This is a genomic window from Rhodoferax ferrireducens T118, from assembly GCF_000013605.1.
In the GTDB taxonomy this organism is placed as follows: domain Bacteria; phylum Pseudomonadota; class Gammaproteobacteria; order Burkholderiales; family Burkholderiaceae_C; genus Rhodoferax; species Rhodoferax ferrireducens.
The window spans coordinates 4,324,608-4,337,200 of sequence record NC_007908.1; the positions used below are offsets into that span (position 1 = coordinate 4,324,608).

The 12,593-nt window shown below is 61.7% G+C and carries 14 protein-coding genes; 7 read left to right on the forward strand and 7 right to left on the reverse strand.

Annotated elements, in window-relative coordinates; genetic code table 11:
• Positions 1–89: 89 nt before the first annotated feature.
• Positions 90–1,025, reverse strand: a complete 936-nt coding sequence (gene rsmI, locus RFER_RS19665) for a 16S rRNA (cytidine(1402)-2'-O)-methyltransferase (RefSeq protein ID WP_041791011.1) — start codon at positions 1,023–1,025, stop codon at positions 90–92.
• On the opposite strand from rsmI, the gene RFER_RS19670 reads away from it, so the two are divergent.
• The 3 genes from RFER_RS19670 to RFER_RS19680 are packed head-to-tail and all read left to right on the forward strand — an operon-like array spanning position 1,025 to position 2,682.
• Positions 1,025–1,411, forward strand: a complete 387-nt coding sequence (locus tag RFER_RS19670) for a YraN family protein (RefSeq protein WP_011466135.1) — start codon at positions 1,025–1,027, stop codon at positions 1,409–1,411. The genes rsmI and RFER_RS19670 overlap by 1 nt on opposite strands.
• A gap of 36 nt (positions 1,412–1,447) precedes the next feature.
• Complete coding sequence (locus RFER_RS19675) at positions 1,448–2,041, forward strand: phosphoheptose isomerase (RefSeq protein ID WP_011466136.1); 594 nt, start codon at positions 1,448–1,450, stop codon at positions 2,039–2,041.
• A gap of 2 nt (positions 2,042–2,043) precedes the next feature.
• Positions 2,044–2,682, forward strand: a complete 639-nt coding sequence (locus RFER_RS19680; protein ID WP_425057069.1) for a BON domain-containing protein — start codon at positions 2,044–2,046, stop codon at positions 2,680–2,682.
• A 43-nt stretch (positions 2,683–2,725) separates the two neighbouring features.
• Here the strand turns inward: RFER_RS19680 and RFER_RS19685 are convergent, their stop codons facing one another.
• From RFER_RS19685 to RFER_RS19695, 3 genes are all read right to left on the reverse strand, one after another.
• Positions 2,726–3,640 carry an NAD(P)-dependent oxidoreductase gene (locus tag RFER_RS19685; protein ID WP_011466138.1) on the reverse strand — a complete coding sequence of 305 codons (915 nt, stop codon included), beginning with the start codon at positions 3,638–3,640 and terminating at the stop codon, positions 2,726–2,728.
• A gap of 8 nt (positions 3,641–3,648) precedes the next feature.
• On the reverse strand, positions 3,649–4,785 hold the full coding sequence (locus RFER_RS19690; RefSeq protein ID WP_011466139.1) for a PilT/PilU family type 4a pilus ATPase: 1,137 nt from the start codon (positions 4,783–4,785) through the stop codon (positions 3,649–3,651).
• 72 nt (positions 4,786–4,857) lie between these two features.
• On the reverse strand, positions 4,858–5,901 hold the full coding sequence (locus tag RFER_RS19695; RefSeq protein ID WP_011466140.1) for a type IV pilus twitching motility protein PilT: 1,044 nt from the start codon (positions 5,899–5,901) through the stop codon (positions 4,858–4,860).
• 35 nt (positions 5,902–5,936) lie between these two features.
• On the opposite strand from RFER_RS19695, the gene RFER_RS19700 reads away from it, so the two are divergent.
• Positions 5,937–6,656: a YggS family pyridoxal phosphate-dependent enzyme gene (locus RFER_RS19700; protein ID WP_011466141.1), complete on the forward strand. Its 720-nt coding sequence runs from the start codon at positions 5,937–5,939 to the stop codon at positions 6,654–6,656.
• Between the two features lie 61 nt (positions 6,657–6,717).
• Here RFER_RS19700 and metK read toward each other — a convergent pair whose 3' ends face one another.
• Positions 6,718–7,899 (reverse strand): methionine adenosyltransferase, encoded by a 1,182-nt coding sequence (gene metK, locus RFER_RS19705; RefSeq protein WP_011466142.1) that lies wholly within the window; start codon positions 7,897–7,899, stop codon positions 6,718–6,720.
• Between the two features lie 191 nt (positions 7,900–8,090).
• Here metK and RFER_RS19710 point away from each other — a divergent pair, with 191 nt between their 5' ends.
• A complete protein-coding gene (locus tag RFER_RS19710; RefSeq protein WP_011466143.1) occupies positions 8,091–8,921 on the forward strand; it encodes a lysophospholipid acyltransferase family protein in 831 nt (276 codons plus the stop codon).
• A gap of 77 nt (positions 8,922–8,998) precedes the next feature.
• Here the strand turns inward: RFER_RS19710 and RFER_RS19715 are convergent, their stop codons facing one another.
• Complete coding sequence (locus RFER_RS19715) at positions 8,999–9,424, reverse strand: Lrp/AsnC family transcriptional regulator (protein WP_011466144.1); 426 nt, start codon at positions 9,422–9,424, stop codon at positions 8,999–9,001.
• 125 nt (positions 9,425–9,549) lie between these two features.
• Between RFER_RS19715 and RFER_RS19720 the strand changes: the two genes are divergently transcribed.
• Complete coding sequence (locus RFER_RS19720) at positions 9,550–10,659, forward strand: ornithine cyclodeaminase (protein WP_011466145.1); 1,110 nt, start codon at positions 9,550–9,552, stop codon at positions 10,657–10,659.
• Complete coding sequence (gene rocF / locus RFER_RS19725; protein ID WP_011466146.1) at positions 10,656–11,621, forward strand: arginase; 966 nt, start codon at positions 10,656–10,658, stop codon at positions 11,619–11,621. The genes RFER_RS19720 and rocF overlap by 4 nt, the downstream gene beginning before the upstream one ends.
• Positions 11,622–11,770: 149 nt before the next feature.
• Here rocF and RFER_RS19730 read toward each other — a convergent pair whose 3' ends face one another.
• A complete protein-coding gene (locus RFER_RS19730) occupies positions 11,771–12,592 on the reverse strand; it encodes a 3-keto-5-aminohexanoate cleavage protein (RefSeq protein ID WP_011466147.1) in 822 nt (273 codons plus the stop codon).
• Position 12,593: the final 1 nt, after the last annotated feature.

Sequence of the window (12,593 nt, forward strand, 5' to 3'; positions counted from 1 at the left end):
ATCGCAGAACCGCAGTGAATCCCGCCTTTTTTCGTGTTCCTCATGATCGTTTTGCCATCGAACCACCAGCCATCATTAACCCGGCCGGGCTATGACTCTGCCTGCCCCTTCTTCATGGCCAGCGCCGCCTCGTACAAGGCGTTGCGCGAGGCGCCCGTGATGTCGGCGGTCAGTTTGACGGCGGTCTTCAAAGGCAGTTCGGCCAACAGCAGTTGGAGGATGCGCTGCTCGGCGCCCGCATCGGCCACCACGGCGGCCGGATGCAGCACCAGCACAAACTCGCCGCGGCTGCGGTTGGTGTCGTGTTGCAGCCAGCCGGCGAAATCATGCGCCGCGATGGTGGCGATTTCTTCAAACTGCTTGGTCAGCTCTCGCCCAATCGTGAGAGGTCGTTCGCCCAGAGTGGCCAACGCCGCAGCCAGCGCTTCAATCCGGTGCGGCGCCTCCAGCAACACCACCGCGCGCGCTTCCAGCGCCAGCGCTTCAATGGCGCTGGCACGCTCGCTCGATTTGGACGACAGGAAACCAACAAAGACAAATCCGCCATGCTGCGCGTCGTCCCCGGCAATGCCCGCCACGCTCAGGGCGGCCGTGACGCTGCTGGCACCGGGCAGTGGCACGACGGGCAGCCCGGCCTGGCGTACGCTGGCGACCAGGCGTGCGCCAGGGTCGCTGACGGCGGGGGTGCCGGCATCGCTCGCGTAGGCCACGCGTTCACCGCGCTGCAGCCGCTCAATCACCATTTGCGCCGCCTGCGCTTCGTTGTGCTGGTGCACGGCGAGCAATTGCGCATTTGATTTGTCAATGCCGTAAGCACGCAGCAAGGCCTGGGTATGGCGCGTATCCTCGCAGGCGATGGTGTCGGCCAACTGCAGCACATGCAGCGCGCGCAAGGTGATGTCGGCCAAGTTGCCGATCGGCGTGGCCACCACGTAGAGCGCGCCGGACGGATAATTCTGGCCACCGGCCGCCTCAGACGCGGCGCCCAAAGCAGAGGCATACAAAGAAGCGTAAACAGAAGTCAATGGCAATTCCTCAAATCAAGACCCAGGTCGGCACCAGCAAACAAGCAGGCGATGCAGCCGAAGAGTCCGCACTGCGCCATCTGCAGCAGGCGGGTCTGCGCCTGCTGCAGCGCAATTATCGGACGCCAGGGCGCGGGGGCGGAGAAATTGACCTGATCATGCGCGCGCCGGATGGCACGACGGTGTTTGTCGAGGTGCGTCAACGCGCCAACGCCAGCCATGGCGGGGCTGCGGCCAGCATCAGCGTCACCAAGCAGCGGCGCATTATTTTTGCGGCGCGTCATTATTTGATGCGCTTGCGCGAGCCGCCGCCCTGCCGCTTTGATGTGGTGACGCTGGAGTGCGGTGTCATTCAATGGTTGCAAGCGGCCTTTGAGGCCTGTTAAGCACGGCATAAGAAGGGGCCGGGTATCATCGCGCCTATGCTTGAGCAACGTATTCAACAACACTTTATCGACAGCGCTGACCTGAAATACCAGGCCGCGCCCATTTTGAGCAAACCGATTGCCGCCGCCGTGCAGGCGCTGCTGGCCTGCGTCACCAGCGGTGGCAAAGTGCTGGCCTGCGGCAACGGCGGCTCGGCGGCGGATGCGCAGCATTTCTCTGCCGAATTTGTCGGGCGCTTTGAGCGCGAACGCCCGGAGCTGGCGGCTATTGCGCTGACCACCGACAGCTCCATCCTCACGGCGATTGCCAACGATTACGACTTCAGCGTGATTTTTTCGCGCCAGGTGCGCGCCCTGGGGCAACCCGGCGACGTGTTGCTGGCTATTTCAACCAGCGGTAATTCAGCCAATGTGCTGGCCGCCATTGAGGCCGCGCACGAGCGCGAAATGGTGGTGGTGGGCTTGACCGGACACGGTGGCGGCAAAATGAGCCACGCCCTGCGCGATACCGATGTGCACATTTGTGTGCCCCACGACCGCACCGCGCGCATTCAGGAAGTCCACATTCTGGCGCTGCATTGCATTTGCGACGCAGTGGACGCGCAGCTACTTGGAGATCAGGAAACATGACCATGAAATTTGCAACTCAAAAACTTTTGACCCTCATGGTGCTCAGCGCCAGTCTGGGCAGCACACTGAGCGCTTGCGCCCCCGTCATCATGGGCGGCGCCGTCATGGGCTCGCTGATGGCCACCGACCGCCGTACCACGGGCACACAAATTGAAGACGAGGGCATTGAGCTGCACGCGTCCGCCCGCATCAGCGAGAACCTCGGGGACCGGGTCCACGTCAGCGTGACCAGCTACAACCGTCAGGTGCTGTTGACGGGCGAGGTGCCCAACGCACAGGACAAGCAACTGGTGGAACAAGTGGTGTCACGGGTTGAAAATGTGCGCGCCATCGTCAATGAGCTGGCGGTGCTGGGGCACTCCACCCTGACCCAGCGTTCTTCGGATGCGCTGGTGACCGGCAAGGTCAAAGCGGCTTTGATCGACGCCAAGGACCTGTATGCGAACGCCTTCAAGGTGGTGACCGAGCGCGGCACCACCTATTTGATGGGACGCGTGACCCAGCGCGAAGCCAACCGGGCCACCGACATTGCCCGCTCCACCGGCGGCGTGCAAAAAGTCGTGCGCGTGCTGGAGATCATCAGCGAAGAAGAGCTGAAGAACCTGCTGCCCAAACCGGCCCCGGTTGAGACCAAGAAATAGAGCAATTTTCCGACGGGCCGCCCCTAGGAAACGTGGGGAGACATTATCTTAGCCGCCTGATCAGGCTCGACGTGTCCCAGCGCTGGCCGCCCATGTGTTGCACGTCGGCATAGAACTGGTCCACCAGCGCGGTGACCGGCAGGCGCGCACCGTTGCGCTTGGCTTCGTCCAGCACCAGCCCCAGGTCTTTGCGCATCCAGTCGACGGCAAAACCAAAATCGAACTTGTCGGCCACCATGGTCTTGCCCCGGTTGTCGAGTTGCCAGCTCTGTGCTGCGCCCTTGCCAATCACGTCGAGCACCTGGTTCATGTCAAGACCGGCCTGCTGGCCAAAGGCAATCGCCTCGCTCAAGCCCTGCACCAGCCCGGCAATGCAAATCTGGTTCACCATCTTGGCTAGTTGACCAGCGCCGCTCTCGCCCAGACGCGTAAAGGCCTTGGAAAAGGCCATGGCCACCGGTTGCGCCTTGTCAAACGCGGCCTGATCACCGCCGCACATCACGGTCAACACACCGTTTTGCGCGCCAGCCTGGCCGCCCGATACCGGCGCATCAATGAAGTGCAGGCCCATGTCTTTGGCCGCGCGGTACAGCTCGCGCGCCACGCGGGCCGAGGCGGTGGTGTGATCCACAAACACGCTGCCCGGCTCCATACCGGCAAAGGCGCCGTCCGCGCCCAAAGTGACTTGCGCCAGGTCATCGTCGTTGCCCACACAACAAAAAACGAATTCGGCTTGTTGCGCCGCCAGTCTCGGCGTTTGAGCATGTTTTACGGCTCCAGCCCCCGTGTATTCTGAGCACCATGCTATTGATTTAGAAGCAGTTCGGTTGTACACCGTGACCTGGTGACCGGCCTGTGCCAGATGCCCGGCCATCGGATAGCCCATGACGCCCAGGCCCAGAAAGGCGACTTTGCGGGCAGGGGTGGGTTCATATGTTTTGCGAGGCGTGTTGTTCATGGTGCTCTTTAAACGATGGAGAAATTTTCGGTACCGGCGTTCAGGTCCTGGGCTTTGCCGCGATGGCTGTTGAGCTTGATCTGCAGGCGCAGGTCATTGAGTGAATCGGCGTTGCGCAGGGCGTCCTCGTAGGTGATCAGGTTGGCTTCGTAGGCGTCGTACAAGGCCTGGTCGAAAGTCTGCATGCCCAGGTTGCGGCTTTTCTTCATGATCTCCTTGATCTCGGAGACTTCGCCCTTGAAGATCATGTCGGAGATAAGCGGCGTGTTGAGCATGATCTCGACCACCGCATAGCGCCCGCGACCATCCTGTTTCGGGATCAGCCGCTGCGACACCAGCGCCTTCAGGTTGAGCGACAAGTCCATCAGCAACTGCGCGCGGCGCTCTTCAGGGAAGAAATTGATGATCCGGTCCAGCGCTTGGTTGGCGCTGTTGGCGTGCAAGGTGGCGAGACACAAATGCCCGGTCTCGGCAAACGCGACCGCATGTTCCATGGTTTCGCGGTCGCGAATTTCGCCCATCAGAATGACATCGGGCGCCTGGCGCAGGGTATTTTTGAGCGCCGCTTCCCAACTGTCGGTGTCGATGCCGACCTCGCGCTGGGTCACCACACAGTTTTTGTGCTGATGCACAAACTCAATCGGGTCTTCAACCGTGATGATGTGACCAAACGAGTTTTCGTTGCGCCAGTCAACCATCGCGGCCAGGGTGGTCGATTTGCCGGAGCCGGTAGCTCCCACCAAAATGCACAAACCGCGCTTGGCAGAGGCCACTTCCTTGAGTATCGGGGGCACACCCAAACCATCAATAGTGGGCACGCTCAGCGGTATGACCCGCAGCACCAAGCCAACCCGGCCCTGCTGGATAAAGGCGCTGACGCGAAAACGGCCAACACCGGGCGGTGCGATGGCAAAGTTGCATTCTTTGGTGCGTTCAAACTCGGCCACCTGCTTGTCGCTCATGATGGAGCGCGCCAACGACAGGGTATGCGCCGCGGTGAGCGCTTGGGGCGAGACCTTGGTGACCTTGCCGTCCACCTTGATGGCGGGCGGAAAATCGGCCGTGAGGAACAAATCGCTGCCGTTGCGGCTGATCATCAGCTTGAGCAGATCGTTGATGAATTTGGTGGCTTGATCGCGTTCCATGAGAACACCTCGTTGTTGATTGGGTCGTGGGGGCAGCGCAACACACGCCGTGACCAGCGTGGGAGCCCTGCTTTAGCCGGGGAAATTCTCCGGAATCTTGGCTTTGGAGCGCGCTTCCGACGGACTGATGATGTTGCGTTTGACCAGATCACTCAGGTTCTGATCCAGTGTCTGCATGCCCACACTGTTGCCGGTCTGAATGCTCGAATACATCTGCGCCACCTTGGCCTCACGGATCAAATTGCGGATGGCGCTGGTGCCGAGCATGATCTCGTGCGCCGCAACCCGGCCCTGGCCGTCCTTGGTTTTGCACAGGGTCTGCGAGATCACCGCCTGCAGGGATTCGGACAACATGGCGCGCACCATCTCTTTTTCTTCGGCCGGAAAGACATCGATGACGCGGTCAATGGTCTTGGCAGCGCTGGAGGTATGCAAGGTGCCAAACACCAGGTGGCCGGTTTCGGCGGCGGTCATGGCCAGGCGGATGGTTTCCAGGTCGCGCATTTCGCCCACCAGAATGGCGTCCGGGTCTTCGCGCAGGGCCGAGCGCAGGGCGGCGGCAAAACTGAGCGTGTGGGTGCCAACCTCGCGCTGGTTGACCAGACATTTTTTGGACTCATGCACAAACTCGATCGGGTCTTCCACCGTCAGGATGTGGCCGAACTCGGTTTCATTGAGAAAGTTGACCATGGCCGCCAGGGTGGTCGACTTGCCGGACCCGGTGGGGCCGGTCACCAGCACCAGGCCGCGCGGTTTGAGCGCCAGATCGGCAAAAATCTTCGGTGCGTTCAATTGCTCCAGGGTCAAGATTTTGCTCGGGATGGTCCGAAACACCGCACCCGCCCCGCGTTGCTGGTTGTAGGCATTGACCCGAAAGCGGGCCAGCCCTTCAATCTCGAACGAGAAGTCAACCTCCCAAAACTCTTCATACACCTTGCGTTGCGAGTCGTTCATGATGTCATACACCATGGCATGCACCTGCTTGTGATCGAGCGCTTCGACGTTGATGCGCCGCACGTCGCCATTGACGCGAATCATGGGGGGCAGACCGGAGGAGAGGTGCAGGTCAGACGCCTTGTTCTTGACGCTGAAGGCCAGTAATTGGGTGATGTCCACAAAGTTCCCGATGGTTTGTTACGCTTGCGGTAATTATGACCACGAATCAAAAACAACTTCAGACCCAACTGCAAAGTGTTCGCGCGCGCGTCACAACCGCTTGCCAGGCCGCCGGCCGCGCTGCCAGCGAGGTCACCCTGCTGGCCGTGTCCAAAACCGTTGCTCCCGAGATCGTGACACAGGCTTTTGAGGCCGGACAGAGGGCCTTCGGCGAGAACTACATTCAGGAGGCGGTGGAGAAAATCAGTCACTTGCGCCATTTGCCGCTTGAGTGGCATTGCATCGGTCCGATCCAGAGCAACAAGACAAGGCTGGTGGCCGAGCACTTTGATTGGGTGCAGACGCTGGATCGGCTCAAGATCGCACAACGTCTGAGCGATCAGCGCCCGGCCGGTCGGCCACCGCTCCAGGTTTGTATTCAGGTCAACGTGGATGGTGGCGCCAGCAAGTCGGGTGTATCGCCGAGCGAGGCGCTGGCGCTCGCCCAGCGCGTGGCCGAGCTGCCCAACTTGCGCCTGCGCGGCATCATGAGCATTCCCGAGCCGACTCCTGATTTCGTAGCTGCTTGTGCCCTGTTTGCGAGGGTCAAGGCGGTATTTGATGCTTTAAACGCCGAAGGTCTGGCCCTTGACACGCTGTCCATGGGCATGAGTGCCGACATGGAGGCGGCCATCCAGTCCGGCAGCACGATGGTGCGTGTCGGTACCGCCATTTTTGGCGGGCGACCCCCAATCAAGTCCGGGATCGCCCACTGAACCTTGCGCCTGGCTGCGCTTGGCTGGCTACAGCCCGGCGCCCGCCCGCAGTGTCTGTGGCTTATAGCCCCGCCGCTGCCCGCAGTGCCTGCGCTTTGTCGGTGCGCTCCCAGGTGAACTCGGGCTCTTCACGACCAAAGTGGCCGTAGGCGGCGGTCTTTTCATAGATCGGGCGCAAGAGGTCCAGCATCTGGATGATGCCTTTGGGGCGCAGGTCAAAGAGCTCATGCACCAGTTCCGCGATCTTGTCGTCCGGGATCACGCCGGTGCCTTCGGTGTACACCGTCACGTTCATGGGCTTGGCGACACCGATGGCGTAGGCGACCTGAATCTGGCACTGGCGCGCCAGGCCGGCCGCCACAATGTTTTTGGCCACATAACGCGCCGCATAAGCGGCGGAGCGATCCACTTTGCTGGGGTCTTTGCCGCTGAAGGCGCCACCGCCGTGCGGGCAGGCGCCGCCGTAGGTGTCCACAATGATCTTGCGTCCGGTCAGGCCGCAGTCGCCTTGCGGGCCACCGACCACGAAGCGGCCGGTCGGGTTGATCAGGTACTTGGTGTCCGCCGTCAGCCATTCCTTCGGGCAAACGGGTTTGATGATGTCTTCCATCACGGCTTCAATGAAGGCCGGTTTCATCGTCAGGCCGTTGCTCATCTCCGGGCTGTGCTGGCTCGACAGCACCACCGTGTCGATGGAATGCGGCTTGCCGTCCACGTAGTGCATGGTGATCTGGCTCTTGGCGTCGGGTCGCAGAAACGGCAGACGGCCGTCTTTGCGCAATTGCGCCTGGCGCTCCACCAGCCGGTGGGCGTAGTAGATCGGCGCTGGCATCAGTTCGGGCGTCTCGTTGCAGGCGTAGCCGAACATCAGGCCCTGGTCGCCGGCACCGGTGTTCAGGTGGTCGTCTGAGGCATGGTCCACGCCCTGGGCGATGTCGTTGCTCTGCTTGTCATAGGCCACCAGCACGGCGCAGCCTTTGTAGTCGATGCCGTACTCGGTGTTGTCGTAGCCGATGCGCTTGAGCGTGTCGCGCGCCACCTGGATGTAGTCCACATGCGCGTTGGTGGTGATTTCACCGGCCAGCACCACCAAGCCGGTGTTGCACAGGGTTTCGGCCGCGACGCGGGACTTGGGGTCCTGCTTGAAGATCGCGTCGAGGATGGCGTCTGAAATCTGGTCAGCCACCTTGTCGGGGTGTCCTTCTGATACGGACTCGGAGGTAAAGAGAAAATCGTTCGCCATGGTTGAAAGCTCCAATTGAAAAGTAAAACAACAAGGTTCGCGTTGCTTGGGCTTTTCGGGCTTTCGGCGAACGCTTTAGCAGATTTGTCAAATGATTGACAAGGCACAATGGCGGCTCTTGGCAAACCGCCCTTGTGTGTCGCCCTGCAAGTAGTTCTGTAACTCAGCGACGGGCATAGTTTATCCGACCCATGATCACCCTCTTCAAAATCCTGTCCACCCTGCCTTTGTGGCTATTGCATGCCGTGGGCTGGGGCCTGGGCTGGCTGGTGTTCGCGGTCTCCGGGGTCTATCGCCAGCGTTTTGTGGCGAACGCACGCCAGGCTGGCTTGGGTTGGCGGCACTGGCGGGGTTCTGTGGGCGAGAGCGGCAAGCTGGTGGCCGAGTTGCCGCGCCTGTGGTTGGGCCGGCCCGTGCCGGTGCAATGGGATGGCGCGCAGCATGTGGAGGAAGCGCTGGCACGCGGGCGCGGCGTGCTGTTTTTGACGCCGCATCTGGGCTGCTTTGAGATCACGGCCCAAGCCTATGCGCAGCGCTACGGTCAGACACAGCAGCCGATGACGGTGCTGTTTCGCCCGTCGCGCCAACCTTGGCTGCGAGAGGTGATGAGCACGGCACGGGCGCGCCCCGGCCTGCACACGGCGCCGACGACGCTGGCCGGTGTCAAGCAGATGATCAAGGCGTTGAAAAAAGGCCAGTCGCTGGGCCTGCTGCCGGACCAGGTGCCGCCGCTGGGCATGGGCGTCTGGGCGCCATTTTTTGGCCGCGAGGCTTACACCATGACCCTGTCGGTGCGGCTGGCGCAGCAAACCGGGGCCACGGTGCTGATGGCCTGGGGCGAGCGTTTGTCCTGGGGCCGGGGCTACCGGGTGCATGTGCAGCCCTTGCCCGCCAGCTTGCCCGCCGACGGGGCGCAGGCGGTGCGGATCATCAATGCGGCGCTGGAGACACTGATTCGCGACTGCCCGCAGCAATACCTGTGGGGCTACGCGCGCTACAAACAGCCGCGCCAGGAAATTTGAAATTTATGGGTAATCAGCCTCTAGCCACCGTCTTATAAGCGCAGGTAGCTATCAGGAAGATAGCTATTTCAGGACCTTCACGCCAGCCGGTAAGTCTCCAGGTGGATGCTGGTCTCGGTGCTGCTGATGCCGCGAATCAGCCGGATGCGTTCCAGCACATGCGAGAGCTCGGCCAGATTGGCAGCCCGCAGTTCGGCCAGCAAGTCCCAACGGCCGTTGGTGTCGTGCAGGCAAGCCACACCTGGCTCACCGAGCAGGCTGGCAATCACGGCGCGGGTTTCGTTGCCGGCGACAGCCACACTCATCCAGGCGCTGATCTCGGACGGTTGCGCGTCCGGGCGCAGCCGCACCGCGTAACCCACGATGATGCCCGCATCTTCAAGCTTGGTGATCCGGTTGCTGACGGTTCCGCGCGACACCCCCAGTTTGCTGGCCAGGGTGGCCACGCTGGTGCGGGCGTCTTTGCGCAAAAGTGATAACAGTTGTTGATCGGTCGCATCCATGTTGTCATTATGGCAGTTTGCTATATCGAAGTGCCAGTTTTTTGTCAAAAAGATGGCAGAACTGACGATTTACATTGACAAGCCGTTTGGGGACACTTCTTTTGAACCCATCGGAGCCCAACACCATGAAACATCCCACCCTGCTTCAAACCCCGACTCAAACCCAATTTTTCAGCGTCCAGGATGTGGCCAACCTGGTCTCCCAAGTGGGTATCGCCGCCACCTTGACCCGCCTGGCTGACTACATCCTGGATGACTACCGGCGCTGGCAAGACTTTGACAAATGCGCCCGCGTGGCCAGCCATTCGCTTGACGGCGTGATTGAACTGATGCCGATTGCCGATGCCAAGACCTATGCCTTCAAATATGTTAATGGCCACCCCAAAAACACGCGCCTGGGCCTGCCCACGGTGATGGCGTTTGGCGTGCTGGCCGATGTGGCCACCGGCATCCCCATGGTGCTCAGTGAGCTGACCCTGAGCACGGCGCTGCGCACGGCCGCCATGTCGGTCGTCGCCGCCCGCGCACTGGCCCGACCCAACAGCAAGTGCATGGCACTGATCGGCAACGGAGCGCAGGCTGAGTTTCAGGCGCTGGCGTTTCATCACCTGCTGGGTATTGAAGAAATCCGGCTGTTTGATACCGATGCCCTGGCCAGCCGCAAACTCATGCGCAACCTGCAGCACACCGGTCTGCGCCTGAGCGCCTGCACCAGCATTGCGCAGGCCGTGCGCGGCGCTGACATTGTGACCACCGTGACGGCCGACAAAACCAATGCCACCATTCTCACGCCCGAGCTGATGGAGCCGGGCATGCACATCAACGGCGTCGGCGGCGACTGCCCCGGCAAGACCGAGCTGCATCCGGATGTGCTGCGCGGGTCTGCGGTGTTTGTGCAGTACGAGCCGCAAACCCGCATCGAAGGCGATTTGCAGCAGATGCCAGCCGATTTTGCGGTAACCGAACTCTGGCGGGTGCTGCGCGGCGAGGCGCCGGGGCGTACTTCTGACGGACAAATCACGCTATTTGACTCGGTCGGCTTTGCGCTGGAAGACTACTCGGCCCTGCGCTACCTGCGTGATACAGCCTTTGAGTTGGGTCTGGGACAACGGCTTTTATTGCTGCCCGAGCTAGCCAACCCGAAAGACCTGTTCAGCCTGATTCGCCCCGCTTCACGCGGCCAGGCAGATGCAGCGCGTCGGGATGCCGAACCCGCGTTAGCATCGGCCGCATGAACACCAGCGCCTTTTCTCCCGACACCGCCCTCGCCCCAGGCAACATCAGTCTGATTGGCGTCCCCACCGACATTGGAGCCGGTATGCTCGGCGCCCGCATGGGGCCGGAGGCACTGCGTGTGGCGGGCCTGGCGCAGGCCCTGACGCAGTTGGGTCTGGATGTCAAAGACTGCGGCAACCTCCATGGCCCGGCCAACCCGTGGCTGCAGGCCGTCAACGGCTTTCGCCATCTGCCACAGGTCGTGCAGTGGAACCAGTTGCTGCATGAGGCCCTGTATTGCGAACTCCAGGCCAGGCGGCTGCCCATCATGCTGGGCGGCGACCATTGCCTGGCCATCGGCTCCATCAGCGCGGTGGCACGGCACTGCCGCGACCAGGGCAAGAAACTGCGGGTTTTATGGTTTGACGCGCATGCCGATTTCAACACCGCCACCTTGACGCCCAGCGGCAACATCCACGGCATGCCGGTGGCCTGCCTGTGCGGCCACGGCCCGCAGGAACTGATCCAGATTGGCGGTCATGTCCCGGCCCTGCAGCCCAAGCAGATTCGCCAGATTGGCATTCGCAGCGTCGATGCCGGTGAAAAGCGCCTGGTGCACGACATGGGCATTGAAGTGTTCGACATGCGCTACATCGATGAAATGGGCATGCGCCATGCCATGGAGCTGGCGTTGGCCCTGGTGGATGCCAACACCCATTTGCACGTCAGCCTGGATGTTGATTTTCTCGACCCGGCGATTGCCCCCGGTGTGGGCACCACGGTGCGGGGCGGCCCGACCTACCGCGAGGCACAACTGTGCATGGAGATGATTGCCGACACCGGCCGGCTGGCCTCGCTCGACGTGGTCGAACTCAACCCGGCGCTCGATGTAGGCAACCAGACCGCCGAGCTGGCGGTGGACCTGATCGAGAGCCTGTTTGGCAAGAGCACACTGATGCGTTCATCCGCCGCAAAGCGTTAGCCACCCAGCAGCGCCAGTCTCAATAATTTACACAATTTAGGCATCTAGCCCGCGTGTTACCTTCATAGTACGCTATTAATTATATAGCATACCGAATGGGTTCCGGGCTTGAAGACGAGACCCTCGTGTCAGCGAATACCCACTGCGGGTCAGTGCCGCTGGCGCAAACCCAGCAGGGCGCGCGCCTCATCCGGACTGGCGACCGGGCGATCCAGCTCGCGGCTGATACGGGCGATGCGGGCCACCAACTGGGCGTTGCTGCTGGCCAACTCGCCCTTGCGGTAATACACATTGTCCTCAAAGCCCACCCGCACATGGCCGCCCAGCACAATGGCCAGCGTGCCCAGCGGCAGTTGCGCCGCACCGATGCCCGCCACGGTCCAGCTGGCGCCCTCGGGTAATTGCGCCTTGAGGTACATCAGCGCCTCGGGCGAACCCGCCATGCCGCCCGGTATGCCCAGCACAAAGTCAAAGTGCAGCGGGCCGGTCAGCAGGCCTTTTTTGAGCCAGCGATGGGCGGTGGTGAGCATGCCGGCATCAAAAATTTCGAGCTCGGGTTTGACGCCGTGTTCCTGCATCGCCTGCAGAAACACCGCCATATCAGCGGGGTGGTTCATGAACACATCGCCGCCGAAGTTGACTGACCCCATGGACAGGGTGGCCATTTCGGGCGCCAGCGTCACCGGCGCCAGACGCTCGGCGGGCGTCATGCCGACCGCGCCACCCGTGGAGACCTGCACGATGACATCGCAACGCGCGCGCACCGCCGCCATGATTTGCCGGTAGACCTCTTTGTCCTGGGTCGGGCTGCCGTCGGCGTTGCGGGCGTGCACGTGAACCATCGACGCACCGGCCTGACAGCATTCCTCGGCGGCGCGTCCAATCTCTTCGGGCGTGATCGGCAGCGCAGCTTGTTGCTCGCGGGTGACTTCGGCGCCGGTCAAGGCGGCGGTGATGATGAGTTTGTCCATG